This window comes from Gordonia sp. DT101, assembly GCF_049844895.1.
Lineage (GTDB): Bacteria > Actinomycetota > Actinomycetes > Mycobacteriales > Mycobacteriaceae > Gordonia.
In genome coordinates this window covers 1203020-1224846 of the sequence record NZ_JBNCLX010000001.1, presented here as the reverse complement: position 1 = coordinate 1224846, position 21827 = coordinate 1203020, and the positions used below count along the sequence as shown (strand labels likewise).

25 protein-coding genes and 1 pseudogene are annotated in these 21827 nt (G+C 63.7%); 15 read left to right on the top strand and 11 right to left on the bottom strand.

Annotation, left to right across the window (positions count from 1 at the left end; genetic code table 11):
- Nucleotides 1-36: 36 nt before the first annotated feature.
- The 3 genes from ACLQ3I_RS05835 to ACLQ3I_RS05825 form a co-directional block, all read right to left on the bottom strand.
- Nucleotides 37-540 (bottom strand): nuclear transport factor 2 family protein, encoded by a 504-nt coding sequence (locus ACLQ3I_RS05835; RefSeq protein ID WP_425800518.1) that lies wholly within the window; start codon nt 538-540, stop codon nt 37-39.
- A 357-nt stretch (nt 541-897) separates the two neighbouring features.
- Complete coding sequence (locus ACLQ3I_RS05830; protein WP_425800516.1) at nt 898-1326, bottom strand: DUF4234 domain-containing protein; 429 nt, start codon at nt 1324-1326, stop codon at nt 898-900.
- 281 nt (nt 1327-1607) lie between these two features.
- Nucleotides 1608-2513 (bottom strand): LysR family transcriptional regulator, encoded by a 906-nt coding sequence (locus tag ACLQ3I_RS05825; protein WP_425800514.1) that lies wholly within the window; start codon nt 2511-2513, stop codon nt 1608-1610.
- Between the two features lie 68 nt (nt 2514-2581).
- On the opposite strand from ACLQ3I_RS05825, the gene ACLQ3I_RS05820 reads away from it, so the two are divergent.
- Nucleotides 2582-3442: an amidohydrolase family protein gene (locus ACLQ3I_RS05820; protein ID WP_425800512.1), complete on the top strand. Its 861-nt coding sequence runs from the start codon at nt 2582-2584 to the stop codon at nt 3440-3442.
- Between the two features lie 2 nt (nt 3443-3444).
- Entirely contained in the window at nt 3445-4275 is an 831-nt protein-coding gene (locus ACLQ3I_RS05815) for an SDR family NAD(P)-dependent oxidoreductase (protein ID WP_425800510.1), read from the top strand.
- Here ACLQ3I_RS05815 and ACLQ3I_RS05810 read toward each other — a convergent pair.
- The 4 genes from ACLQ3I_RS05810 to ACLQ3I_RS05795 are packed head-to-tail and all read right to left on the bottom strand — an operon-like array spanning nt 4244 to nt 8543.
- On the bottom strand, nt 4244-5788 hold the full coding sequence (locus ACLQ3I_RS05810; protein ID WP_425800508.1) for a flavin-containing monooxygenase: 1545 nt from the start codon (nt 5786-5788) through the stop codon (nt 4244-4246). The two genes, ACLQ3I_RS05815 and ACLQ3I_RS05810, sit on opposite strands and share 32 nt — an antisense overlap.
- Nucleotides 5785-6702 (bottom strand): ferritin-like domain-containing protein, encoded by a 918-nt coding sequence (locus ACLQ3I_RS05805; RefSeq protein ID WP_425800506.1) that lies wholly within the window; start codon nt 6700-6702, stop codon nt 5785-5787. Before ACLQ3I_RS05805 ends, ACLQ3I_RS05810 begins: the two co-directional genes overlap by 4 nt.
- Before the next feature lies 1 nt (nt 6703).
- On the bottom strand, nt 6704-7567 hold the full coding sequence (locus ACLQ3I_RS05800; RefSeq protein WP_425800504.1) for an SDR family NAD(P)-dependent oxidoreductase: 864 nt from the start codon (nt 7565-7567) through the stop codon (nt 6704-6706).
- The gene (locus ACLQ3I_RS05795) at nt 7545-8543 is read right to left on the bottom strand and encodes an alpha/beta hydrolase (protein WP_425800502.1); all 999 of its coding nucleotides are present in this window, start codon (nt 8541-8543) and stop codon (nt 7545-7547) included. The genes ACLQ3I_RS05800 and ACLQ3I_RS05795 overlap by 23 nt, the downstream gene beginning before the upstream one ends.
- Nucleotides 8544-8678: 135 nt before the next feature.
- On the opposite strand from ACLQ3I_RS05795, the gene ACLQ3I_RS05790 reads away from it, so the two are divergent.
- From ACLQ3I_RS05790 to ACLQ3I_RS05770, 5 genes are all read left to right on the top strand, one after another.
- Nucleotides 8679-9524 (top strand): MerR family transcriptional regulator, encoded by an 846-nt coding sequence (locus ACLQ3I_RS05790; protein ID WP_425800500.1) that lies wholly within the window; start codon nt 8679-8681, stop codon nt 9522-9524.
- 130 nt (nt 9525-9654) lie between these two features.
- A complete protein-coding gene (locus tag ACLQ3I_RS05785) occupies nt 9655-9975 on the top strand; it encodes a WXG100 family type VII secretion target (RefSeq protein WP_425800498.1) in 321 nt (106 codons plus the stop codon).
- Entirely contained in the window at nt 9972-10268 is a 297-nt protein-coding gene (locus tag ACLQ3I_RS05780; RefSeq protein WP_425800496.1) for a WXG100 family type VII secretion target, read from the top strand. The genes ACLQ3I_RS05785 and ACLQ3I_RS05780 overlap by 4 nt, the downstream gene beginning before the upstream one ends.
- The gene (locus tag ACLQ3I_RS05775; protein ID WP_425800494.1) at nt 10265-11836 is read left to right on the top strand and encodes a TNT domain-containing protein; all 1572 of its coding nucleotides are present in this window, start codon (nt 10265-10267) and stop codon (nt 11834-11836) included. Before ACLQ3I_RS05780 ends, ACLQ3I_RS05775 begins: the two co-directional genes overlap by 4 nt.
- Before the next feature lie 18 nt (nt 11837-11854).
- Nucleotides 11855-12481, top strand: a complete 627-nt coding sequence (locus tag ACLQ3I_RS05770; RefSeq protein ID WP_425800492.1) for a hypothetical protein — start codon at nt 11855-11857, stop codon at nt 12479-12481.
- Nucleotides 12482-12485: 4 nt separating this feature from the next.
- Here the strand turns inward: ACLQ3I_RS05770 and ACLQ3I_RS05765 are convergent, their stop codons facing one another.
- Nucleotides 12486-12794 (bottom strand): FCD domain-containing protein, encoded by a 309-nt coding sequence (locus ACLQ3I_RS05765; RefSeq protein ID WP_425800490.1) that lies wholly within the window; start codon nt 12792-12794, stop codon nt 12486-12488.
- On the opposite strand from ACLQ3I_RS05765, the pseudogene ACLQ3I_RS05760 reads away from it, so the two are divergent.
- The 5 genes and pseudogenes from ACLQ3I_RS05760 to ACLQ3I_RS05740 form a co-directional block, all read left to right on the top strand.
- A pseudogene (locus tag ACLQ3I_RS05760) lies at nt 12676-13029 on the top strand (DUF222 domain-containing protein); the annotation flags it as partial. The gene ACLQ3I_RS05765 and the pseudogene ACLQ3I_RS05760 sit on opposite strands and share 119 nt — an antisense overlap.
- Nucleotides 13030-13327: 298 nt before the next feature.
- Nucleotides 13328-13630: a hypothetical protein gene (locus ACLQ3I_RS05755; RefSeq protein ID WP_425800754.1), complete on the top strand. Its 303-nt coding sequence runs from the start codon at nt 13328-13330 to the stop codon at nt 13628-13630.
- 94 nt (nt 13631-13724) lie between these two features.
- Complete coding sequence (locus ACLQ3I_RS05750; RefSeq protein WP_425793402.1) at nt 13725-14204, top strand: hypothetical protein; 480 nt, start codon at nt 13725-13727, stop codon at nt 14202-14204.
- Nucleotides 14205-14245: 41 nt separating this feature from the next.
- Complete coding sequence (locus ACLQ3I_RS05745) at nt 14246-14689, top strand: hypothetical protein (RefSeq protein ID WP_425793400.1); 444 nt, start codon at nt 14246-14248, stop codon at nt 14687-14689.
- A gap of 324 nt (nt 14690-15013) precedes the next feature.
- Entirely contained in the window at nt 15014-15541 is a 528-nt protein-coding gene (locus ACLQ3I_RS05740) for a hypothetical protein (RefSeq protein WP_425800488.1), read from the top strand.
- Nucleotides 15542-15581: 40 nt separating this feature from the next.
- Here the strand turns inward: ACLQ3I_RS05740 and ACLQ3I_RS05735 are convergent, their stop codons facing one another.
- Nucleotides 15582-15845: a DUF6752 domain-containing protein gene (locus ACLQ3I_RS05735; RefSeq protein ID WP_425800486.1), complete on the bottom strand. Its 264-nt coding sequence runs from the start codon at nt 15843-15845 to the stop codon at nt 15582-15584.
- Nucleotides 15833-17401, bottom strand: a complete 1569-nt coding sequence (locus tag ACLQ3I_RS05730; protein ID WP_425800484.1) for a LicD family protein — start codon at nt 17399-17401, stop codon at nt 15833-15835. The genes ACLQ3I_RS05735 and ACLQ3I_RS05730 overlap by 13 nt, the downstream gene beginning before the upstream one ends.
- 596 nt (nt 17402-17997) lie before the next feature.
- Between ACLQ3I_RS05730 and ACLQ3I_RS05725 the strand changes: the two genes are divergently transcribed.
- Nucleotides 17998-18534 (top strand): LpqN/LpqT family lipoprotein, encoded by a 537-nt coding sequence (locus tag ACLQ3I_RS05725; protein ID WP_425800482.1) that lies wholly within the window; start codon nt 17998-18000, stop codon nt 18532-18534.
- Nucleotides 18535-18828: 294 nt separating this feature from the next.
- Nucleotides 18829-19446: an HD domain-containing protein gene (locus ACLQ3I_RS05720; RefSeq protein WP_425800480.1), complete on the top strand. Its 618-nt coding sequence runs from the start codon at nt 18829-18831 to the stop codon at nt 19444-19446.
- Nucleotides 19447-19547: 101 nt separating this feature from the next.
- Here the strand turns inward: ACLQ3I_RS05720 and ACLQ3I_RS05715 are convergent, their stop codons facing one another.
- A complete protein-coding gene (locus tag ACLQ3I_RS05715; RefSeq protein ID WP_425800478.1) occupies nt 19548-20393 on the bottom strand; it encodes a hypothetical protein in 846 nt (281 codons plus the stop codon).
- 1058 nt (nt 20394-21451) lie between these two features.
- On the opposite strand from ACLQ3I_RS05715, the gene ACLQ3I_RS05710 reads away from it, so the two are divergent.
- Nucleotides 21452-21820 carry a hypothetical protein gene (locus ACLQ3I_RS05710; protein WP_425793388.1) on the top strand — a complete coding sequence of 123 codons (369 nt, stop codon included), beginning with the start codon at nt 21452-21454 and terminating at the stop codon, nt 21818-21820.
- Nucleotides 21821-21827 lie beyond the last annotated feature (7 nt).

Below are 21827 nucleotides of genomic sequence, written 5' to 3'. Positions count from 1 at the left end.
GCTTGAAGTGCTCTGATGCTCGACGTGCACTGAGGCCTACCCGGCGAAGGTTCCCGGTCGCAACTCCGCGTCGTCGCCGAGCGGCCTGCGGATCGACCACCGCTCGGTCAGCGCGCTGGCCGACATCTTCCACTCGCCGTCCTCGACGACGTACTCGTCGTCGTACTCCCCCGTCATGATCGTCTCGGTGCGATCGAGCAGATTGACCTGACGGAACTTCAGCGTCCAGCTGCCCGTCGCGGTGGAGTCAGACGTCAGCGTGATGTCGGGATGCATGCCGTGGTGCATGTCGAAGATGACGTACTTGCCGTCGACCCGATGCAGCGCGACCTGCCCGAAGATCTTCGCCATCGGTTCGGCGTCGTCGTAGGCACCGAGCGGACCGTAGTCGATGCGGGCGCCGCTGCGGACGAAGCAATCCCGGAACCCGTTGGGGTCCTTGCCATCGCAGGCGCGCCAGTACCGATGCTTCAGCTGCTTGATCGCCTCGACCCGGTCGAGGTGGTCGAGGCGGCGAGTGAGCTCGTCGAGAGACGTCATGGGTTCACGATAGGACAGGAGTCCGGCCGATGTTCCTGCGGTGCGTAGGCCACGGGCGTTGCGCAGACCGACGCCTTCGCCTACAGCATCACCGGCACGAGCAACGACTACGGTGCACCGATGAATCCGGCTGCACCCAGCCGCATTCCGGGCGGATCATCGAGAAGCTGTGGGGCCTCCGCACCACCCACGGCATCGTGGATACCGTCGGGTGGACCACCCGCGAGGGCGGCACCCTGCAGCGTGTGACGGACACCGCGCTCGCGACGCACCCGCCGATGACGAGGGTTGCCACGAGATCATGCACTACGCAGACTCACCGCTACCCGCGGCCCGACGCCATCGGCGTCCGGAGCGTCAGACGAACAGAGGAACAGTGGTGTGCGGCGGGGCGCCGGCATAACGGTCCACCACCTTGTTCAGTTCGAACTGCATGTAAAGAAGATTCGTCCCGAACAGGAAGGCCAACGCCCAGCACAGGGTCGGCGAGCAGGTGGCGGGAAGTCCGGCGGCGACTTGCGCGTTTCGGATTCGCGCACCCGCGTTGTGGTAGCTGATCAGTGGTCCGATGACGGTCCAGCCGAGCAGGAGCATCACGAGCATCGGGCCGACGACCGGGATCTGGCGTCGTCGATCGAACTCCGCCATCTCCTTGTGAATCTTGTAGTACCACACGTAAAGGTAGATACCGAGTGTGATCAACGGCAGCCCGATCCAGACCGCGAAGGGGTTGCGACGCTTCATCGCCAGCCCGGACGCGACAGGTACCGGATGCGGCGCGACCATCGGCACCTGACCTTGCGAACCCGGGCCGGGCGGAACCGGACGGGGTTGAACGGGAGGGGGCGGAAGGTGCGCGGGTTGGTTCGGCAGCGCGGGGTCCGAGGGAGTCGGCGGGACCTGGGACGGTTCGGACATGATCAGGCTCGATTCGTGATGTGGCGGCCACCCGTGACAGCAGGCACAGGTGGGTGCGGAGCGTGCGTTCTGTGGGACGCATCGTTCTCACTCGGGTATACGACGATGCGCTGCCTCCCGTTACCCATCGGGCCGAAATCCGAGATGATTCAACCGATCAGATGACCCGCCCAGCCCGCGGTGAGCGCGTATCCGCGTGCTGCGGACAGACCCTCATGGAGCACTCCCGAATCCTGCCGTCCACCCACCCAGTTGAGATGCCACGTGGCAGTGGCGTTAGGTGTCAACGGTTTCCATACGAATCCGTCGCGGACATCGGCCGCCACCGATTCCAGACAGATGAAGAGGGCTTCTCCGTCGGTCACCATGTCGCTGCCGGCGACGATGCCGAACACGGCCGACGTCGTCCAGCGTGGCTGGCATCCATGGATGCCGAGCCAGTCGGTCACCCATCGATTCCATCGACTCAACTGGTCATCGATGGAGACCACCGGGTGGCGCGTGAGGTCGTCGGGGGCGATGGTCCCAGCGGATGCGAGCGGGTGGTCGTCGGTCATCAACGCACCGACTCGTTCGATGCGGATCGGCTCACTCATCGCGCCGGGCACCTCCAACGGGCCGCCTATCGTCAGCGACAGCTGCGCTCGCGCCGCGTCGTCACCGGTCAACGCACGGGGCAACGTCGTCAGATGCACCGACAGGTCCGGCTTGGTGGCGCGGAGCGCGGCCAGCAATCGACGAGGGGTCTCCAGCGCCGGCTCACTGACGTGGACGGTGAGCACGTGTCGCGGTGTCCCGGTCGCTCGGGAGACGGCGACTCGGACCCGGTCGATGATGTCGCGGGCGTCCGCGGCCAGCTCGTCGCCCGCTCTGGTCGGATCCACCCGCCGGCTGGTGCGCTCGAACAGCATGACACCCAAGCGTCGCTCGAGCCGGATGATCGCCTGGCTGAGGGCGGGTTGCGCCATGTGCAGGTGCTGCGCGGCACGGGTGAAGCTGCGTTCCCGATGGACCGCGACGACGTACTCCAGCTCTCGCAGCGAAACATCTAGCATCGCTCGATGCTAGATCGATAGCCAATGGGTGTTGGTGGTTTGGTCCGGTTGGGCGCGACGATGGCATCATGCCTGATCACGTCGTCGACGCTCACGTCCACCTCTGGGATCTGAACCACCCGTGGTACCCCGGCCTCCAGGCCATGGCCGAGAGTCTGGGCCAACCCGAGCTCTACTCCGACTTCGGTCTCGACAATTACTCGAAGGCGGCCGGATCGTTCCCGGTGGAGAAGTTCGTGCACGTCTCCGCCGTCACGGCCCCGCGCGCATATCTCGACGAGTTGCGGTGGGTGAGCACCGTGGCAAGTGACCATGACGTCGACATGCGATTCGTCGGGACAGTGGATCCGGCGCTGCCCGAGGCCGATGTCCTCGCCGACCTCGAGGCTCAGCTGGCCCTCACGCCGCATTTCCGCGGCATCCGGGTGCTGTACGACCTCTTGCCCGAATCGTCGACGGCACGGACCATCCTGCACTGGTTGGACGACCACGAACTGATCTTCGACCTCGTCACCCATCCGGACACCATGGACGATTGGCTGCGAACGATCGGCGAATACCCGGATCTCGAGGTGGTGCTCGAGCACACGGGCTGGCCCGCCGGTGTCGATGACGACGCGCGCGCCGACTGGCATCGGGCCATCGCCGACTGCGCCCAGCGTTCGCGTGCGTCGTGCAAGGTGTCGGGGCTCGGGATGACGACGGCCGATCTGTCGGTGTCCGCGTTGCGGCCATGGGTGGAAACCACTGTCGACGCCTTCGGCTGGGATCGGGTGATCTTCGGCAGCAACATCCCGATCGAGCACATGGCCGGCCGCTACGCCGAGCTGGTGGAGTCACTGGACTCCATCATCGGCGCCGCGACACCGGACGAGCAGGACCGCTTCTACCGCCGCAACGCGGCACGCGTCTACGGATTCGAGGAATGACGATGACCGATCTCTCCGGACGCGTCGCATGGGTGACGGGCGGTGCGCGCGGGCAGGGGCGTGCGCATGCTCGAGCGCTGGCCGCGGCGGGCGCCCACGTGGTGGTCACCGACAGTGTGCGGCAGGTGACCACCGTCAACTACCCGCTGGCGACTCCCGAGGAGCTCGACGCGACGGTCTCCGAGATCGTCGAAGGCGGTGGCCGGGCGACCGGCGCGCACCTCGACGTCAGGGACTCGGGTGCGGTCACAGACCTGGTCGCACGCATCGTCGCCGACCACGACCGTCTCGACATCCTGGTCGCCAACGCCGGGATCTGCGCGTTCGTACCGCTCGAGGACATGAGCGACGAACAGTGGACCGACATGCTGGACACCAACCTGTCCGGCACCTTCCATTGCGTCCGGGCCGCTGTTCGCGCCATGAAGCCCAACGGATTCGGCCGTGTCATCGGGGTGTCGTCGGGTGCGGGCCGCGGTGGGATGAAGGATCTCTCGCACTACTCGGCCAGCAAGTGGGGCATCATCGGATTCATCAAATCCGTTGCCCTGGAGGTCGGTTCGCACGGAGTCACCGCGAATGTGGTATGCCCGTCGTCGGTGGCGACGCCGATGGTGATGAACGAGACGACGCTGCGGCGGTTCCGGCCAGACCTGGACGACCCGACCCCCGACGACGCGAAGCCCGTGTTCGCCGGTCTCAGCCCGCTCGGTGTGCCATGGCTCGAACCCGAAGACGTCACCCGTGCCGTCATGTACTTCGTCGACGACCCGGGGCTCACCACCGGTACCGTGCTGGAGGTCAACCTCGGTACGTCGGCGTCCCGGACTTGACGGGCCGCGTCGACGGCACGGCGTCTGCGGCGACCGCACGGAAGTCCCGGGTGAAATCGACGGTCCTCATCTGAGAGATGTACTGGGTGGCGAACCCTGGGTACATCGTGGCGTTGAATCCCTCGGCTGTGAGGTACCAACTGCGACAGCCGGAGTTCCAGGTCGTGTGTTGAAGCCGCTTCTGGATGGACCTGTTGTAGCCCTCCTGTGCCGGCCGGTGCACGTCGAGAAGCCGAAGGCCACGGTCGCGAATGATCGAGATCGCGGTGACGATGGCGTCGATCTGGGCTTCCATGTAAACCAACGCAGAGTTGTGGCCCGGGCCGGAGTTCGGGCCGAAGGTGAAGTACAGGTTGGGGAAGCCCGAGACCGCAAAGCTCTTGTAGGCATATGCGCCGCCCGACCATTCGTCGGCCAGGACCCGCCCGTCGCGGCCTCGGATCGGGATGGGCGTGCCCTGTTTCGACACCTCGAAACCTGTCGCGAACACGAGGCAATCGAACCTGCGCTCGATACCTTCGACGGTCCGCACCCCGTGTTCACAGATCCGTGCGATCGGCCAGGTCACGAGGGTGCAGTTGTCTGCCTGCAGGGCAGGGTAGTAGTCATTTGTCATCAGCAGACGCTTGCAACCGGCCCGGAAGTCCGGCGTCAGTTGGCGTCGCATCCATGGATCGCTCACCTGCGCGCGCAGATTCAGCTTGGCCACGGCTTCGATCACACGGGTGAAGGGCGAGTTCCACACGGCGCCCAGTGCCACCGACTCATGTCCCGCGAACCACAGTCGGCGCGCGGTGGCCTGCGTCAACGGCAGCGAACGGTACAACTGTCGGGTCATCCCCGAGACACGACGATCAAGGCGCGGCAGCACCCACCCGGGTGTGCGCTGGAAGACCGTGACGTCGGCGTCGGCGCGCACCAGTTCTGGGATCAGCTGGACGGCACTGGCACCGGTGCCGATCACGCCGACCTTCTTTCCGTCCAGATCGTAGTCGTGATCCCATGCCGCCGAATGCATCCGATGCCCGGCGAAGTCGTCGAGGCCGGTGATGTCGGGATAGCCCGGCGTCGAGAGCGGCCCCGAGGCCACCACGACGGAGCGTGCGATGATCGGCTCGCGATCGGCCACATCGACGAGCCACGTACCGCTCGCTTCGTCGAACTCCATCGCGGTCGCCAGGTGCGAGTACCGGATGTAGCGGTCGAGTCCGTGGTCGGCGATCATGCTGTCGATGTACGCCAGGATCTCGCGACTTCCCGAATATGTTTGTGTCCACTCGGGATTCGGAGCGAACGAATACGAATAGAGTCGCGACGGGATGTCGCAGGCGGCACCCGGGTAGTCGTTGTCCCGCCAGGTTCCACCCGGCCGCACATCCCGTTCGAGGATCACCAGGTCGTCGTGTCCCTGTTGAAGCAGTCGGATCGCGGTGCCGATGCCGGCGAACCCGGCGCCGATGATCAGCGTGGTGGTGTCGACGGGCCGCTCGTCGGTCACGCCTCCCGTGCTCATGCGACCGGCTCGTAGGTCAGTTCCTTCGACCAGGTCGGCTGGGGCCGCAACAGGAAACGCGGATAGTGATCGGTCACCCGGACCATGGCATCCGCGAAATAGTGATACGGACTGTCGCGGTTGATGACCCAGCCAGCGTGATACTTCAGCACCTGATAGGTGAGCAGGCGGGTCCCCTTGCCGCGCTCCCCGTTCTTCTTGAACCGTTTCATCGCCTCGTACAGACGCTCCTCCTGGAGTCCCATGTCGACGATGTTGTCGCGCATCTTGTTCAGCAGCGGCACGTACATCAGCGCGCCGATGATGACACCCGGCGAGGCCACGGTACCGACCGTCTCGATGATCAGTGTGCGCAGCCGTGAGTTGCCGATCATGTCGAGGGCATGGAAGTCGACGGCGAGATGTCGGGACTCGTCGGCATTGATCTTCCGGAACGCCTCGTGACACACCGGATCCTGGACCTCCTCGAGGAGGAACTTGAGCAGTGCACCGTCGAGCGCGACCTCCAGCATCGGGATCACGGTGCCCAACACGGACAGCGACATGTGATCGGCGAAGGTGTCGAGCCATTCGATCGCGAGCCGGATGTTGACGTTCGGCTCGGGAACCTCGTCATCCTCGAGCATCCCCCACCTTCGCATCAGAGCGAGCTCGGCGTTGGCGTGCTTTTGTTCCTCGGCGTGGAAGTAGCGGTAGATCTCGGCGAGGGTGTCGTCGGGGGCCTTCTTCGCCAGGGCGGCGAATCCGCGGGCCCCGACGTTCTCGATCCACACCAGATCAGCCATGAAGGCCTTGAGCTTTGGCTTCTGTTCTTCGGTGATGAGATCGGCACCGGGAGCCTCCCAGTCGACGTCCCCGAGCGCCCACTGTCGGTCCTTGATGGTCTGCAACATGTCCTCGAGCACGATGGGCATCTCACACTCCTTCCGGGATGGGGTCATCGACCTCTGTCGACACGAGGTCGGGTAGGAACCGCTGCAGGAGACCGGCCCCGAAGGTGTAGGTCCGCGGGGCCAGTCGCTTGAACAGCCAGATCGCCTTGGCGTCGATCTGGGGCATCACGTAGAGGCGGCCCCGATCGTTGGCGTCGAGGGTCTGCCGCGCCACTTGTTCCGGAGATCGACCGGACAGACGCATCAGGGTTTCGGCCACCTTCATCGCCTCGCCGGTGATCCTGCCGTCGGCGGCGACGTTTGTTCGGACGAATGTCGGACACAGGACGGTCACCGCGATGTCGCTCCCTGACACCTCCGCGGCGATGGTCTCCGACAACGCCAGCACACCGGCCTTGCCGACGTTGTAGGCGCCCATCCCGGGCGCCGCGGAAAACGCAGCTGCGGATGCGACGTTGATCAGCCCTGCGCGCCCGGATTCGCGCAGTTGCGGCAGGAACAGCTCTGAGCCGTACACCATTCCGCGAAGGTTGATCCCGAGTGCCCACTCCCAATCGTCGATGCCGATGGTGCCCACCGCTCGGCCACCAATTCCGACGCCGGCGTTGTTGATCATCAGGTCGGCCGGACCACCGAGATGGTCGCGGGCCCGCGCAACGAGTGCATGCATGTTGTCGGCATCGGCAACGTCGCAGCATATGGCCGCGGCCTGTCCACGCCCGGCCTGATCGATCAGCCGAACCGTCTCGGTGGCGCGGTCAATATCGATGTCGGCGCACAGCACGCGCCCGCCGCGTCGAGCGAGCTCCACGGCAAATGCCCGCCCGATTCCGCTGCCGGCACCGGTGACCACCGCGCGTGCGTCATACGATCGCTTGGCTGTCATGGTTTCGCGTGTCCCCTTCCTCGATGACGTCCTGGTCGGAATCACTGGATGATTCGAAAGGCCGTGTGATGAATGCGGCGACTTCGGCCAACGCGGGTGTCGCCTCCGGGATCAGCGTCGGAAGTGCTTGGAACACATGCAGTTGGCCCGGCCACGTCTGGAGTTCGCATGTCCCGCCGGCATCCAGGATCATCCGCTGAGCTTCCGCCGCGTCGGCGGCGAGCATCTCGGTTCCGCCGACCTGGATGAGTGTCCGCGGCAGATCGTCGGCGCGGTCGAGGGTGAGCTTCAGACGCGGCAGGTCATCGGGATGTGCTGCCGTGTAGTGACGGACCAGTCGCCGTGCGGCCCGAGCCGATATCAACGGGTCGGGGCCGATTTCCCGCTCGCGCCGGCGGGCAAGCCCCAGAGTCAGATCGACGATCGGGGACATCAACACCGCTGACCTCGGCTGTGAACGGCCTCGACGAACGTTCTCGGCCAACAGATCCAGGATCAGATGCCCGCCCGCCGAATCGCCCGCGACCGTGATGTTCTGCGGTCGGTAGCCGATGTCCTGCAGCCACGCGTACGCTGCCTCGACGTCGTCGGCGGCCGCCGGGAACGCATGTTCCGGAGCCAATCGGTAGTCGACGGTGAAGACCGGCATCCCGGTCAGGCGCGCAAGTCGGGCGGCGATCCCGCGATGGGTACGGGCCGAGCAGATCGCATACCCGCTCCCGTGGACGTACAGGATGACCTGACGCGACTCCTTCGCGGTGGCGGGGTAGACCCACTCTCCCCGGAAGGTTCCGGTGGCAAGCCTGTCGACTGTCACCTTGTGCGGGGGCGGGCAGCCGATCAGCATCGCGGCCGCCACGATGGCACGCGACGTGTGGACTTGCACAGATCCGGTAGGCAGCACCTCGGCGAACGGGCGCAAGGTTCGTCGCGCCAGCCAGGCCGCCCATCGTGATGCAGATGAGGTCTCCGTCACAGTCGAATCGCATCACCAATCCCGCCATCTGTCAATGGCACATTGCGTAGTGTGATTACCGGGCGTCGGCCGCGGCGCGGATGCACAGCACGAAGGCGGAGGTGACGAGCGATGGCCCGAGCATCGTCAGCGCGCATGGCTCATCTGGCAACACTGATCGAGCACATGTCGGCCACCCCTCGCTACGTGGGCAAACAGTCGCGCGAGCTCGAGGCCACCATCACCAGACTGCTGGCAAACGCCACACGACAGGCATTCGGCCAGCCCGCCGTGTCGAGGTATCGCATCGACGACCTGGCCCGGATCTCCGGCGTCACGACCCGGAACATCCGGGTCTATCGAGAGCGCGGCCTGCTGCCACCGCCCCATCGCGTCGGACGTGTGACGCTGTATTCCGACAGCCACGTATCGCGGCTCGCGCTGATCAGTTCGATGCTGTCACGGGGATACACCATCGCCCACATCGACGAGTTGATCACAGCATGGCAAAGCGGAAGACAGATCGTCGACGTCCTCGGACTCGAAACCGAACTCACCGACATCCAGGAACCACCCACGTCACGTTCGACATCCCTTACCGAACTCGCCGAGGCCGGTGTCGATGCCGCCGACGCCGACCGTCTGGTGCGCCTCAAGCTCATCACCATCCACTCCGCGGATAACGTGATCGTCGAGGAACCGGCCCTTCTCGACACGATCCTGCCCCTGATCACCGCGACCAGGCCCGCATCGGCGGTCATCGACGTCATCGAACAGGTCGCACCTGCGTTCGAGGAGTTGGGCCAGGCGATGATCGGTGCCGCAGAAGCACTCGCGGTTCCGACGGCGGGCAGCACAGACGACGACCGACTCACCGAGGTGACGCTCACGCTGGTCCAGTTGCGCGCCCTCGCCGATGCGGCCACGCGTGTCACGCTCACAGAGACGACGAATACCCTTCTGGCACAGTCGCTGGCGACGCGGCTCGGCGAGGGCAGGTGAAGCGCGGGCAGGCACCCGCCCGCCAATCCGATCAAAAGCGACCTATATCCCATACCGGACATCGATGGGCCACACCGGATTCGACGAGATAACGCCGTGGTAACGTCGTGCTCCGTCGATTGGGGGAGCGATGGTCCTGGATGCGGATCTCGAGCGACTGCGCGCAACTTCTCATGCTGTTGCGCAACTCCATGGCGACATCGCCAACGGGTGGTCTCGGATCGCGAAACAGGCAGAGGATCTGTTCGGCTCGAGTTGGCATGGCATTGCGGCGGACTCTTACGCCGAGCCGTGGGCACACTGCCGCAATGGTTTCGAACATGTGTTGACGAGCCTGGACTCGATGGGCCGCGCGCTCGTCGAGGCGGCGCAGACATATGCGGAGCAAGAGGCCTCGAACACCAGGGTGATCGAGGATGTCGAGTCACCTCCCCTGCTGAACCTCTCATGACGTCCGAGGACTCGTACCGCATCGACCTGAACGAGGTCGAGAAGTTCACCGAGGATCTCAGCAAGTTCGTCAAGAACGTCGAGGATCGTGTGCGGGCGCTCGATAAACGTATCGATGACCTCCATGTGTCCTGGACCGGTAAGGGCGCCAAGGCCCACCGAGAAGCCCACGAGCAATGGAGAGAGGGTGCATCGGAGATCCGGGAGGCGATCGCCGACATCCGCACGGCGACCGCGCATTCCCACGCCGCCTTCCACGGGGTGCAGGACTTACATCGAAGGATGTGGCCGTGACCGCTCCCGTCGTCGCGGTGCGTCCAACGTCTTTTGCGGACTCCGCCAAGGCGTTTGAAAACATTCGTGCCGATATCCGTGACACCCTGGACCGCCTGTACCTCACATTGGGTTCGTCGGGCCAAATGGCCGGCAGTGATCGATCGGGCCGCACTTTTGCCCAGAGTTACGACAAGACCGTCAACGGCGGACAGAGCCTGTTGGCCGGTATTGCTCTCATGGGCAATGCATGCGGAAAGATGGCCGAGCTACTCGACGCATCGGCACTGAACCACAACAACGTCAACAACGCCATCGGTGTGTGCACGCCGACCAATCCGTCGGGAAACCCCAAGAACTTCGAGACGTTGCCAACGGTATCGGCGGGCAGTTCGTACGGCGGACCTGGAGAACCCAGCAACTGGGAGAAGCTCGAGGAGTTCATCCAGGGCGAGATCTTCCCTGACGGCGATCCGGGAAAGCTCGAACAGGCGGGTGACGCATGGACCCGCGCCGCCTCCGACCTCCGCAAACACCAGACGACCGTGCAATCAGCGATCGCACATATTGCGGGTGAGCGCTCAGCCGAGGTCGGGCCGGCGCAGGATCAGGCTGGTCTGATCAAGCAACACCTCGGCGGGATCGCCGACTCGTGCGATGCCGTCGCCAAGCTGTGCAACGGCTACGCCACACATGTCCGCGATACCAGGAAGCAGATCGCCGACGAGGTCAAGGAGCTTTCTTGCGAGCTGGTCGGTGCTGCAATCCTCGGTATCGCACTGACCCTGGTGACCGCAGGGCTCAGTGATGTGCTTGCCACGGCTGCCGGAGTGGCCAAGGCGACCCAGACCGGCGCTCGGATCGCCACCATCATCCGAACTCTTGCGACCACTGCGGCCCAGGTGGTGCGGCCCTTGATATATGTGATCGATCCGGCCAGCGCCGCGGTCAGCGACCTCGGCGCCCTGATGGGTTCGCGCGCTGCGATGTTCTCCATGGACCTGTCGCGGAGTTCGGTCCGTGCCGAGGAGCTCGCCATGGCCCTCAACAAGATGCCGGACTGGGCTCGCGATGAGCTGAAACGCGCGGTGGACCCGGATTTCCTCCGCAAATCATTGGAGGAGGGCGGTGTCCCCAAGAGCATCATCGACGACGCCGTCGCCAACAATCCATACCGGAACCTCACGCCGCAGCAGGTTCTGGATCGGTACTGGGACGACGCCAGAGAAACTTGGAACTATCCGCCAAACGACGGATTTGCGGGGGACTACGATGTGTCCGACAGCATTCCAGCAGGGACGCACCTGGATCGCATTGGTGAACCGACAGGAAAGTTTCTCGGCCAAGAAGGTGACTCCTATGGTGCTCGAGCCTTACCGCCTGGAGTTGCTGCGAACTATCACCAATACGTCGCGACAGGAGTACCTGTGAAACCTGAGTGGGAGATTCGCGACGGCGCGATCGCGGCAGAGTTTGGCCATCCCGGCGGCGGTCATCAATGGGTGGTCATCGAGAAATCCACTGGTGAACAGGTGCGGGTTTCGGAACTGCTCCGTAGCGGAGTGATTTCAGAAGCTCCTCGAAACTAGTGGGACTTTAGGAGAACAATGGATGAGTTCGCCGGATTAACCGATTTCCTCGGCGCAATGACTTACTGGAATGCGGTTCAGGTCATGCTCGCCAGCGACGGACGACTCACAACCAAAGCCCCGCTGTACGAGCGTCCTTACCTCGACGGCGAACGGCTGATGATTCCTCGCGGGCCTGGAAGTGCAGAGGATTCCGAGGGTTACACCGACTACTCGATTCTCGACGAGCACGGCAGTTACAGTCTGCGGGTTTCCGGAAGGAGCCGGAAGGACATCCGCCCAGACCGGCCAAGTTGCTGGTTCGGCCATTTCGACGATGCCACAAAGTATTTCGTGGGTGCAAATGTCGCCGAAATAACGCGAATGCTCTACAAACCATCGGCAATTCCTGTAGTGAACCTGCAATGGCTGAATCGCGGTCTCGCGCCGGGGTGGCTGCAGTCATCCGAGCCAAACCCCAGTGGGTTTGAGCCAGCGACGAGGTACTTTATGGCGAACGATCCAGGCCGATTCTATTTCACCGACTCGACCGACACTGCAGCATCGTTCCTCTTGAACCTGACATGGCGTGAGCTCAACACGACGTTTTCCGAGGGAATCCCAGGCGCCGAGGACATCCCAATGCCCGATTTCTCTGACGAATGACGTCTCACCCCGCCCCGAACATCGCCTCCAACGTCGTCGTCCGGTTCCGCTCCGCGTGCTCCCTGGCGAGCGACTCCGCCAATTCACCGTCTCCGGCGGCGATGGCCTCGACGAACTCGTGATGATCGTGTGACACGGTGTGCGGGTTCGGGATCTGCCGGACCAGCCACTGCACGCGAAACAGGATGGGAGACATGATCTCCCCCAACGCGTGGTTGTGCGATGCCGTCACCAGCAGCTGGTGCAACAGCGCGTTCGCGTCATGTGCTGCCGTGGCGTCGCCCGCGTCATCGGCGAGGCTGCATGCATTCATGGCCGCCAGGTTGCGGATCACCAACCCGACTCAACGCCGACGGCACATGGAAGCCGTCGCACAGATGTTTTCGATGCAAGGCGAACTGCTTCCTCCTGCGTGTCCCGCCACCGCCGCAGCGCTGGCCGAGGGAGCCATCGGCCCCGACCACGTCGAGATGATCCTGAAGACGCTGCGCCACATCCCATCGTCGGCCTCCTCCGAAGACAAGGTCGCCGCCGAGTCCCAGCTGGCGCAGCATGCCCGCGACTTCGATCCGGCAACCGTTGCTCGCCTCGGTGCGCAAGTGAAACATCATCTGGCAGTGTTCGCCGATCACAGCCCTGAGATTCTCTACCTCGGCGAAGCTCAGCGGCTCGCCAACCAGTCGCAGCGATTCGCGCTGTTCGCCCGGGACGGCGCCGGATGCACCTGCCCTGAATGCACACAGCCGTTCACCCGCCTGGAAATCCATCACGCTGAACGGGACTGGGCCGACGGAGGCTGGACAGACGTCTCGGACCTCGCCGGGGGCGTGTCCGAAACACAACCGGATGGTCGGCCCCAAGGTCGGACAGTGGACGACCCACATCGTCCGCGAAGGCCCCGACACCGGTCGGCCGGCGTGGACTCTCAACAACGACGGCACTGGACCCCCGAACATGCCGCGAATCAACCGCATCCACCACGTCGGCGAGAACCTCGACCGACTACTCCGCGGTGCCCCACCGCCTCCGACCGTCGACTCAGGGCGCGAGGACATGTCGCGCGAGGAACGACGCCGCGTGCAGAACGCGGTTTCCATGGGATGGCTGGTGCGTGCCGTCCGGTGGGAGGAACTCGGCCTGGCCGGATGATGTTCGTGAGCGCGTCGACCTGGGAACATCCGCGAACGCTACGCTCTCAGGCATGAATTCTGGGATGCCGGGGCGTCCATCACAAGCTGGGTCGATGGCCTCCGGGTCGGATCGTGAGCTTCCGGTCCCACTGGTCGGCGCGATCTGTCTGATGTACTTCGGCGCCGTCGTCCAGATCGCAGGTTTGGTCGCTGCTCTCACCGCCATGAACACGTCGGCGCTGAATGTCCGCACCGAGCATGCGCGGGGCTCGGGACTCACCGACACAGATCTGGAAAGTTCAGTCGATACGGGTCTCGGCGCCGGAGTCGCAATTGTCATCGCCGTCAGCGCGATTGCGGTCGGGCTGTGGATCTGGATGGCCCGCACCAACGCCCGCGGGCAGACCTGGGCCCGGAGCACTGCGACCACACTCGCGGTCTTGGGCACGGTGTTCGGCCTCTTCTCGGCGGTACGCGCCGACACCGATTTCACGATGGGCACCAACATCGTGATGTGCGTTCTCGCAGTGGGCATCATCGTGTTGTTGCATCGTCCGGACTCACGTGAGTACTACGAAGCGATGTCGCAGTAGGATGAGGATCGTCGCAACACGGAGGCCGGGGGGCTGAAAGCATGGCACGTTTCACGGTGGAAAGCGTCGACTACGACCAGTTCGGCGGCGGCATCCATTCCGCAGTCGAGGAGATGCAGCGCCTCCTTCCCATCACCGCGCGGTTGCACCGACAGATTCCTGGCCCAGACGGTCGCGACTACGCGTTCGCCGTCCTGCAGAAGCAGATCAACTTCCTTCCGCCGGAGGGATTCGACTGGTCCCGCGGCCAGCCAGAATGTTTCGGCAAGGACGAGGCGGGCGAGTTCGTGACCATCTATGCCATCGCGATCGCCCCCTTGTGGGAGGGCGCACAGTTACACGAGGGCATGAGAGCGTTCCCCGTGCGGATGGCCTACATCGTAGACAACACGGCGGGCTCCGACGACCAACTCGACTTCAACAAGTGTGAATACATCGGGTACGCCATGATCAACGATCTGCCTGAGCCGTCGGCCTCGACATAGGACCTGCTGTGCCATACGGGTTCGCGGGTGATCGCCGTATCCCCAGAGCGGACCCGAATGACATCCCCATCGAAAGAACATCGACAGCCGGTGGGGTGGTCCCAGGTGGCCACCGGTCTCCTGTTCGGAATCATCGCCATCGTCGCACTCTCGATCGTGTTTCTACCGGTTTTCCTACCTGGGTGTCTCGGTGCCGTTCAGCAGCGCCGCGGCCCCGTCGTTGCCGATCCTGATCTGGTTCGCAGTCTGGTGGATCACCACTGTGTAAATCATTCCGCGTCCGAGCTATTGGGCTGATCACCAGCGTGAGAGGAGGATCGTTTCGTGGAGAACCACCAGCGGCTCCCCATCAAATCGATCAAGAGTCTGGGAACGAGTTGGCACAACCGCGGATTCGGGTACTGGGCCAGACGAGCGGTCTTCGTCATCTACGCGCTGATCGGTTGCGCTTTCTCATTCAGCATCGTGGGTGTATTTCTCTACCTCGTCATCACCCATCTGCGCGACAACACCGGGTTGTCAGTGACTCTGCTCGTCATCTGTGTCCCGACGATTCTCGCGAGTCTGTACTACGGGCTGAAGCCTCTGCGTCGGACGCCCGAACAAAGGGCTGAGGGCCGGCCGATGACTTTCGGGTCGGCCCTCTCGCGCAATCAGCGCATTGGGGTCGGTGCCGGCGCAGGAGCAGCTGGTTACGCTGCTTCGTCGGGAAGCGGAATCGCAAGTGGTGCGGCGTTCTTCGGCGCGTTCGCGTTCCTTGGACATTGCGTCGGGAACCTCATCGTCAGCTGTCAGAAGTATCTGACGCAGGCGGAGTTCGAGGCGGTTCGCGACGCTGAGCGCAGGCGGTAGAAGGACTCCAGAGCGACCACTGTCCTACGCCCGGAAAGGATCAGAACGACGTCGCGTTGTACTTCGCCAGAACCTCGCGAATCCTGTCGTCGTCGCGATCTGCTGCGGGAATCAGCACCTCGGCGACCACGTCGGTGAGCTCGGCGACCCGCTGGTGGAGCCGCTGTGTCTCTTGGACTTCGAGTTCGAGCTGTTTGATGCGCTCGGGCAGCTCACGCATCTTTGTGAACGACCAGGTGACCTTGTCGATTCGCTCGGTGACCACGCGCTTGCCTGCGCGGCCTCGTTGCTTCAGCGTTTCCACGTTGCGACCAGACGACATACGTGTGGGTCCTCCTGTTTGTAGACTGCGAGACCGTGGCCGGCCTCGCAGTGTTCGATCTGACCACCCGACGCCTCGATCTCGGCGATCACGGCGTCGGGTTCGAGGTAGCGGCGGAAGTGTTCGCCGAACTCGTGCTCGGCGTTCTCATCGAGACCGGTGCGGAACTCGAGATAGAACTTGCCGCCGCGGCGCAGCGACATGTTCGCGATCCGCCACAGGTTGAGCCGACCGGCATCCTCAAGTGCGTGGATCAGGAAGCGGCCATACAGGACCGGCGTTTCCGACTGGTGGGCCAGGTCGGCGCCGAGGGCGAGCACCTGTCGGATGTCGTAGAGGTTCAGAGTTCGGAATCGCGCCGGCAGTTCCTCGGCCCGGGCGATGTTGCCGGCCCGCTCCGTGGCCGCGGGGATGTAGTCGAGGCCGAGCACGTCGCGGTCCTGACGGGCGAACCACAGGGCGTCGCGACCGGTTCCGGTGCCGATGTCCACGATCGCCGATCCAAGGGGCTCGCGGTCGTTGACCCAGCGGGCGAACGGTGAGGGCTCGATGGGCACCGTCTCATTCGATTGTCCGAAGTAGAACGACCACCAATGGTCGTGGTTGCCGTTGTTCCCGCGCAGCCATCCGGTGAGACGGTGCCGAACCCACTGCGGCGCCTCGAACTTGAACGACGGGTCCGGGATTCGCCAGTGCGGTCCGTAGGTGATCTCCAGCAGCGCCTCGGGGTCGGCGGGTGCGGTGATGTAGCGTCCGTGCAACTCGACCTCGCCCAGCGGCAGGATCATGTCGGTACGGAACGTCTCCGACGCCACCTCGGGCAGCAGATAGAAGACATCTTCGACGACGAACCCGGCGAACACGTCGATCGCCCGGCCGCCCTCCGGGTCAGGCACGATCACCTTGAAGTCGGCAGCGGAGAACCGCCACGTCCAATACCCGGCCTCGATCATGACGCGCTCGAGCGCGAACGACTCACGCGCGACGTCTACTGGCGCGTTGTGCGTGCTCAGATAGGCGACGTCGGCATCCGAGTCGTGCGGGATGAACGCTCCGTCACGAACCGCGCCGAGCAAACCACCGTATGCGAGAAACGCGTCCACCCCCGCACCTGTCAGCCGCGCCAGCACGTCCTCGACCGCGTCGAGCAACGCATCCACGGTCGCCTGCCCACGCTCGGCGAAGGCGCACTGCAGCTCGCCGGCCTTGTCGACGATCAGCGCCCGGCCCTGACCGTCGGCGATACGCACACGGGCGTCGCTGCTGTCGAAGGCGTAGTCGCCGTCGAACAGCGTGCGCTCCGACGACCGTTCGCGCACCGTGACGTGGCCCGTGCCGTGCAGGTACGGGAGCAGGCATTCCGGCCACGGCGCGTAGTGGTGCACGGTGCGCCGCAGGACTTTCCGAGTGTCGCGCTCGGCCTGGAACGACCACACCCATTCACCGTCGAAGAGCACGTCGACCACTGCCGGCCGCGCGGAATCGATGGCGACCCCGCCAGGGTCGATGGTCGCGACACGGAGTTCGGCCACGGTCACGCGCCGGCGAACGGTAGGTGAACGGTAACCGAATCGAAGGTGAACATAAGCCTCAGACACTAGACCCCGTCAGCTGCTTTCAACAGTGATGGAATCAGGGTGAGTACAGCAGACGCTTGCCGCTCGCTCGGGGTGATGTCGTGATTGTTCGGATTCGAGACGTCCACTCGAGGCGCCGGGACGCCGCGACGCTTCACCCAAGTCTCTCGCACTGTTTTGAAGCGCCGCATTCTGAGCGAGGCTTCCCGATCCGAAGGAAGTCGAGTCGTGGATGCCCGCTCGCGCCGGCCCCATAGACGCTGCCCCAGAGGTCGGCCGGGCCGCCTCCCACGTCACAGGACAGGCGGCGATACCTGCCGCCCTCGCATACGAGGTGTAAGACGGATACAACCAGGTCAAGGATGGCACTGAAACGATTTCTGAAGCGGCAGGCTCAGGGCTGGTGCTGTGGGAGGTGCCTGGGCGGGAGCCGAGTACGGTGCGATGGTGGGAGTGTATGGCGGGCCGGTCGGCATCGCCGCAGGTGCCGTAATCGGCGGTCTTGCCGGCGACCTCATCGGTGGCCTTCTTGGGAAACAGGTGGGAGGGCTATTCGATTGAGCGAGATCGGTCTGTATGAACGCGTGCGGCTGATGTCGGTAGCGGCGGCACGAGTTATCGACCCGCGCACCATTGCCGGCGACATCCGCATAGACGCATCGGCATTGGAATGGCAGGAAGATCCGAGTGGTCGGCAGCTCGGCTACTTGAGAATACTTGTCGCTCCTGAGTCCCCGTTGGCGTCGTTCCGCGACAATATCTTCCTTGTCCTCACTCGTTTCATTGTGGATCGCGGTGTCGATGTCAACGACGCGCTCGACGAAGCATTCAACGACGCACGCCGACTATCGGACTGGACAGAGCAACAAGCCGAAAGATTTCCCATCACCGACCGGAACGAAGGTGGCACCATCCAAGCCGGCTCCTACCGAGATGACTCGGCGGGCTGGTTATTCGCGGTGACCAAACATGTTCTCTATCAACGAGGAAACGTCGTCTATCTACTGCAATGCACTGGTACGACAGCGTCTGAGACCGCGGAGCGCTGGTCTTCGCTGCTTCGGACAGTGAAGTCCGCGTATCTCGACGACTGAGGAGGCCCTCAATGGTTACTCGCGCAACTACCGTTCCCGATCTCGAGGCCGCGCTGGCCACTCCGACGACTTTCATTCCAGACCCAGACGACGTCGGCTGGTTTCGCGGTGAAACCTCGACGACACCGCTCTACCTTCGAATGGGCAACTTTCCCGACGAGCACCTTTACTCACTGTATCTGGGGCATGGCCGCTGGATGGACTTCACGACGGCTCCGGATACCTGGACAGTAATCACCGCTGAATCTGGGTGGCCCGACACAGCTCGACCGCGACTACCCAAGGGCCAGTTCCATGAATGACGATGAACTGCTCGAGCCCGAACTCGACCAAGCCCAACGGCACTATCTCATTTCGAGATGGAGTGAACCGCAACGCCGCTACCACACCGTGGAGCATCTGAGACGAGTGCTGGAGTCGCTGAGGGAACTTCAGGATTCCTCGGTCGAATTCGATGTCGTTCCCGTTCGGTTGGCCGCTTGGTTCCACGACGCCGTCTACGATATTCCGGGCCACGACAATGAGATTCGCTCAGCGGAGCTGGCTTCGACAATGCTCGCGGGCCATGGTTCTGCGGGCGAGGTCACCCGACTCGTTCGCATCACAGCCACTCACCACGTCACGCCCGGTGACCGCAACGCCGCGGCCCTCTGCGATGCGGATCTATCCATACTCGGTGCAGCGCCAGCGGACTACGCACGATATACACAGCAGGTTCGAGAGGAGTACGCAAGCGTTCCCGACGAGTACTTCCGCCCCGGGCGGGCCGATGTGTTGCGCGGGCTCCTGAACCAGCAGAGCATCTTTCACACTGGCTACGGGCACAAGAGATGGGAAGAGCGTGCGCGTCGGAACGTGACCGATGAGATTGTAGAGCTGGAGCCAGAACGCCGCGAAACATTCGAGAGCTGAGCTGTCCCATATTGTTAAGAGTATCTGTGCGGGATACTCCATCCCATCAGTCCGCGTTCGCCTTGGCGGACGAAGTCCCGTCCGTATCACTCCAGGCACCGCTAACCCGCGACGTTCAACCGTTCAACCGCACGACCATCACCAAGCTCGTCACGAGCGTCGGGATGTTTCACGTAGTACTGCAGGAAGCCCAGAAGCTGATCGGCGCCGACAGCGAAAAGGTCAGCGGCAACCGTGATCGACCGTTGCAGATCACGGCGGGCCGGGGCGAGGGGCCCGATGAAGTTGATGTGGACCTGTGCGTGGGCACCGTCAGCGACGGTGATCGCCAGTCCCAGATTGTTGTTCGATGCCACCGGCTCGACGTCGACGATCTCTGACCAACGAATCTGCTGGCGCGCCTTGAACCCTTGCACCACTAGATCATCAGGCGTGCAGTCGATTGTGGGGAACCGTGCAAACCCCATCGCAAACCAGATCAGGGCCACTGCTCCGTACAACCCCAGTGCCAGAGCGACAAACGGCAGAACCATGTCGAAGCCTGAGCTCATCGGGAATGTCAACGCGTCCGTCCACATTCCAACGGCGAGGGTCACGCTTGCGATGACTGTCAGGACAAAGACGACCCAGTATCCCCATTCCAGCGTCCTGGGCATCTGGAACGAAATCGCGCCGGACGCAACGGTGACAGCCGTCCGCGGTGCAACGGAGCTCCTCAGCCGCTGCCGCATGATGACGGTCGTGAGCGCTGCTACGACGAGACAGCCCACAGCAGCTGGGAGATAGAACAACACGTAGACAAGTCGGGCATCTCCGATGGCGCGGATGCCATGGTAAGCCCAGAAGAGCCCCAACACCGTGAGTGCCACGACGACCACCACAAGCACTTTCGTCTTGTTTCGGACACTGTCCCAGCCGGCGAGCCCGTCGACGTGTTCCCCGCTCAATTGCAGACCGCCTTACCCAATTCAGAACCTACCCAACCGAATGCCCACGCTCCTCCGGCGCCGAGAACTCCGGCCGTCACCACATTGACCCCGGGAATCGGGACTGCGGCGCCCAGGGCTCCGCCACCCCAACCGCCGGCAACACCCCCTAGTCCGGCGATGGCTGCTCGGCACTTGTCGGCCCCGCTGTCCGCGGTCACCACGTCATACATTGCGACGCCCGACGCAAGCGCAAGACCACCAGATTTTGCTCCGTAGTGAAGATCTTCGCCAGTGTTCTTGGGGTGCGTCGGCAGAGACTTCTGTAGTGCGTTGCCGCTTTCCGGCTTCGGTACCCGCGATGATACCGCCGGCTGTGGTGAGCGCTGGGTGCGATAAGAACTGAACTGTTGGCGGTTATCTCCTCGGGTTCCCGGCCGAGCGGGTTACCCATGCGTCCTTGCTGTAGCGTGCGCTGCCGCCGACCACCCACACGCGTGGCAGACTTGCCCTCTGGATCGATCTCCGCCGCCATCAGCGGCTGGAATCGACGATTGAACGAGTCACGCTATAGCCCGCCGCCCGAGAACGCGACGACCTTGCCGCGGAGCTTGAGACCCAGCAAGACCGAAATACAGAACCACCGTCCGAGAAATGCGCGTCAGCCAACACAACCGTCGTCACAGTCACCGCCAGCGAGGCTTGATCCCTGCTCGATCCATGAAGAGCCAATTGGTCGACTCCGGTGAGATCGACCACGGCGTTGCCGAAGGAAACCGCCTCCACGTCGAACGCGTCGACAACGAGGACGAGGTCTTCTACTACCCGGTGAACTTGACGACGGAGTCCCGATCCCCCAGGCGCGATCTCCGGTGTACAGGCCAGCGGGTCGCAAGCATTCAGCGACGCCCCCAAGAAGCTGCTGCAAGAAGCTCGACGGACGCCCACCACCGAACCTGCCAATGGAACCGATCTCCGCCCGGATGCGTCCAATAGTCCGGGCCATCGGGGACCCTTGGTATTCTCCACTTTGGCTCAGGTAGTGCACCAATTCTGTCGCTGTGGCCACCGGGGGACGAATGACGAAGTTCAGTATGGATATCAGTGCCGTGGAGGGCGCCGCGAGCAAGGTCGATGGGCTCGCAGCCGAGATCCGCAGCCTCACGTTGACCACCAAGATGTCGACGCTGGGCACAGCGATACCGGATACACCCAACTGCTCGTCGCCGATGAAGTCCGTCGCCGACGGTGCGGACGCCACCATCACCGAGTTCGTCTCCAACTGCGGCGGACAGATCGAGGCGTTCTCCGCGCTGGTTCGGGTTGCGGCCGGAGCCACTGAGCGGACCGACGGCTTCAACGCCTCACGTTTCACCGGTGCCGGCGATCTCCCGACGGTCGCTCCGTCCGACCCTGGCAACGTCAACCGTCCAGCTCACCCGCGCTGACAGGTCG

Excerpts from the sequence above, each read along its gene's own strand:
- ACLQ3I_RS05770 (WP_425800492.1), top strand. The coding sequence starts at position 11,855 with ATGGATGAGTTCGCCGGATTAACCGATTTCCTCGGCGCAATGACTTAC.
- ACLQ3I_RS05825 (WP_425800514.1), bottom strand. The coding sequence starts at position 2,513 with ATGCTAGATGTTTCGCTGCGAGAGCTGGAGTACGTCGTCGCGGTCCAT.
- ACLQ3I_RS05820 (WP_425800512.1), top strand. The coding sequence starts at position 2,582 with ATGCCTGATCACGTCGTCGACGCTCACGTCCACCTCTGGGATCTGAAC.
- ACLQ3I_RS05765 (WP_425800490.1), bottom strand. The coding sequence starts at position 12,794 with ATGAATGCATGCAGCCTCGCCGATGACGCGGGCGACGCCACGGCAGCA.
- ACLQ3I_RS05755 (WP_425800754.1), top strand. The coding sequence starts at position 13,328 with ATGGTCGGCCCCAAGGTCGGACAGTGGACGACCCACATCGTCCGCGAA.
- ACLQ3I_RS05780 (WP_425800496.1), top strand. The coding sequence starts at position 9,972 with ATGACGTCCGAGGACTCGTACCGCATCGACCTGAACGAGGTCGAGAAG.
- ACLQ3I_RS05745 (WP_425793400.1), top strand. The coding sequence starts at position 14,246 with ATGGCACGTTTCACGGTGGAAAGCGTCGACTACGACCAGTTCGGCGGC.
- ACLQ3I_RS05815 (WP_425800510.1), top strand. The coding sequence starts at position 3,445 with ATGACCGATCTCTCCGGACGCGTCGCATGGGTGACGGGCGGTGCGCGC.
- ACLQ3I_RS05710 (WP_425793388.1), top strand. The coding sequence starts at position 21,452 with ATGACGAAGTTCAGTATGGATATCAGTGCCGTGGAGGGCGCCGCGAGC.
- ACLQ3I_RS05750 (WP_425793402.1), top strand. The coding sequence starts at position 13,725 with ATGGCCTCCGGGTCGGATCGTGAGCTTCCGGTCCCACTGGTCGGCGCG.
- ACLQ3I_RS05720 (WP_425800480.1), top strand. The coding sequence starts at position 18,829 with ATGAATGACGATGAACTGCTCGAGCCCGAACTCGACCAAGCCCAACGG.
- ACLQ3I_RS05830 (WP_425800516.1), bottom strand. The coding sequence starts at position 1,326 with ATGGTCGCGCCGCATCCGGTACCTGTCGCGTCCGGGCTGGCGATGAAG.
- ACLQ3I_RS05810 (WP_425800508.1), bottom strand. The coding sequence starts at position 5,788 with ATGAGCACGGGAGGCGTGACCGACGAGCGGCCCGTCGACACCACCACG.
- ACLQ3I_RS05785 (WP_425800498.1), top strand. The coding sequence starts at position 9,655 with ATGGTCCTGGATGCGGATCTCGAGCGACTGCGCGCAACTTCTCATGCT.
- ACLQ3I_RS05805 (WP_425800506.1), bottom strand. The coding sequence starts at position 6,702 with ATGCCCATCGTGCTCGAGGACATGTTGCAGACCATCAAGGACCGACAG.
- ACLQ3I_RS05790 (WP_425800500.1), top strand. The coding sequence starts at position 8,679 with ATGGCTCATCTGGCAACACTGATCGAGCACATGTCGGCCACCCCTCGC.
- ACLQ3I_RS05835 (WP_425800518.1), bottom strand. The coding sequence starts at position 540 with ATGACGTCTCTCGACGAGCTCACTCGCCGCCTCGACCACCTCGACCGG.
- ACLQ3I_RS05800 (WP_425800504.1), bottom strand. The coding sequence starts at position 7,567 with ATGACAGCCAAGCGATCGTATGACGCACGCGCGGTGGTCACCGGTGCC.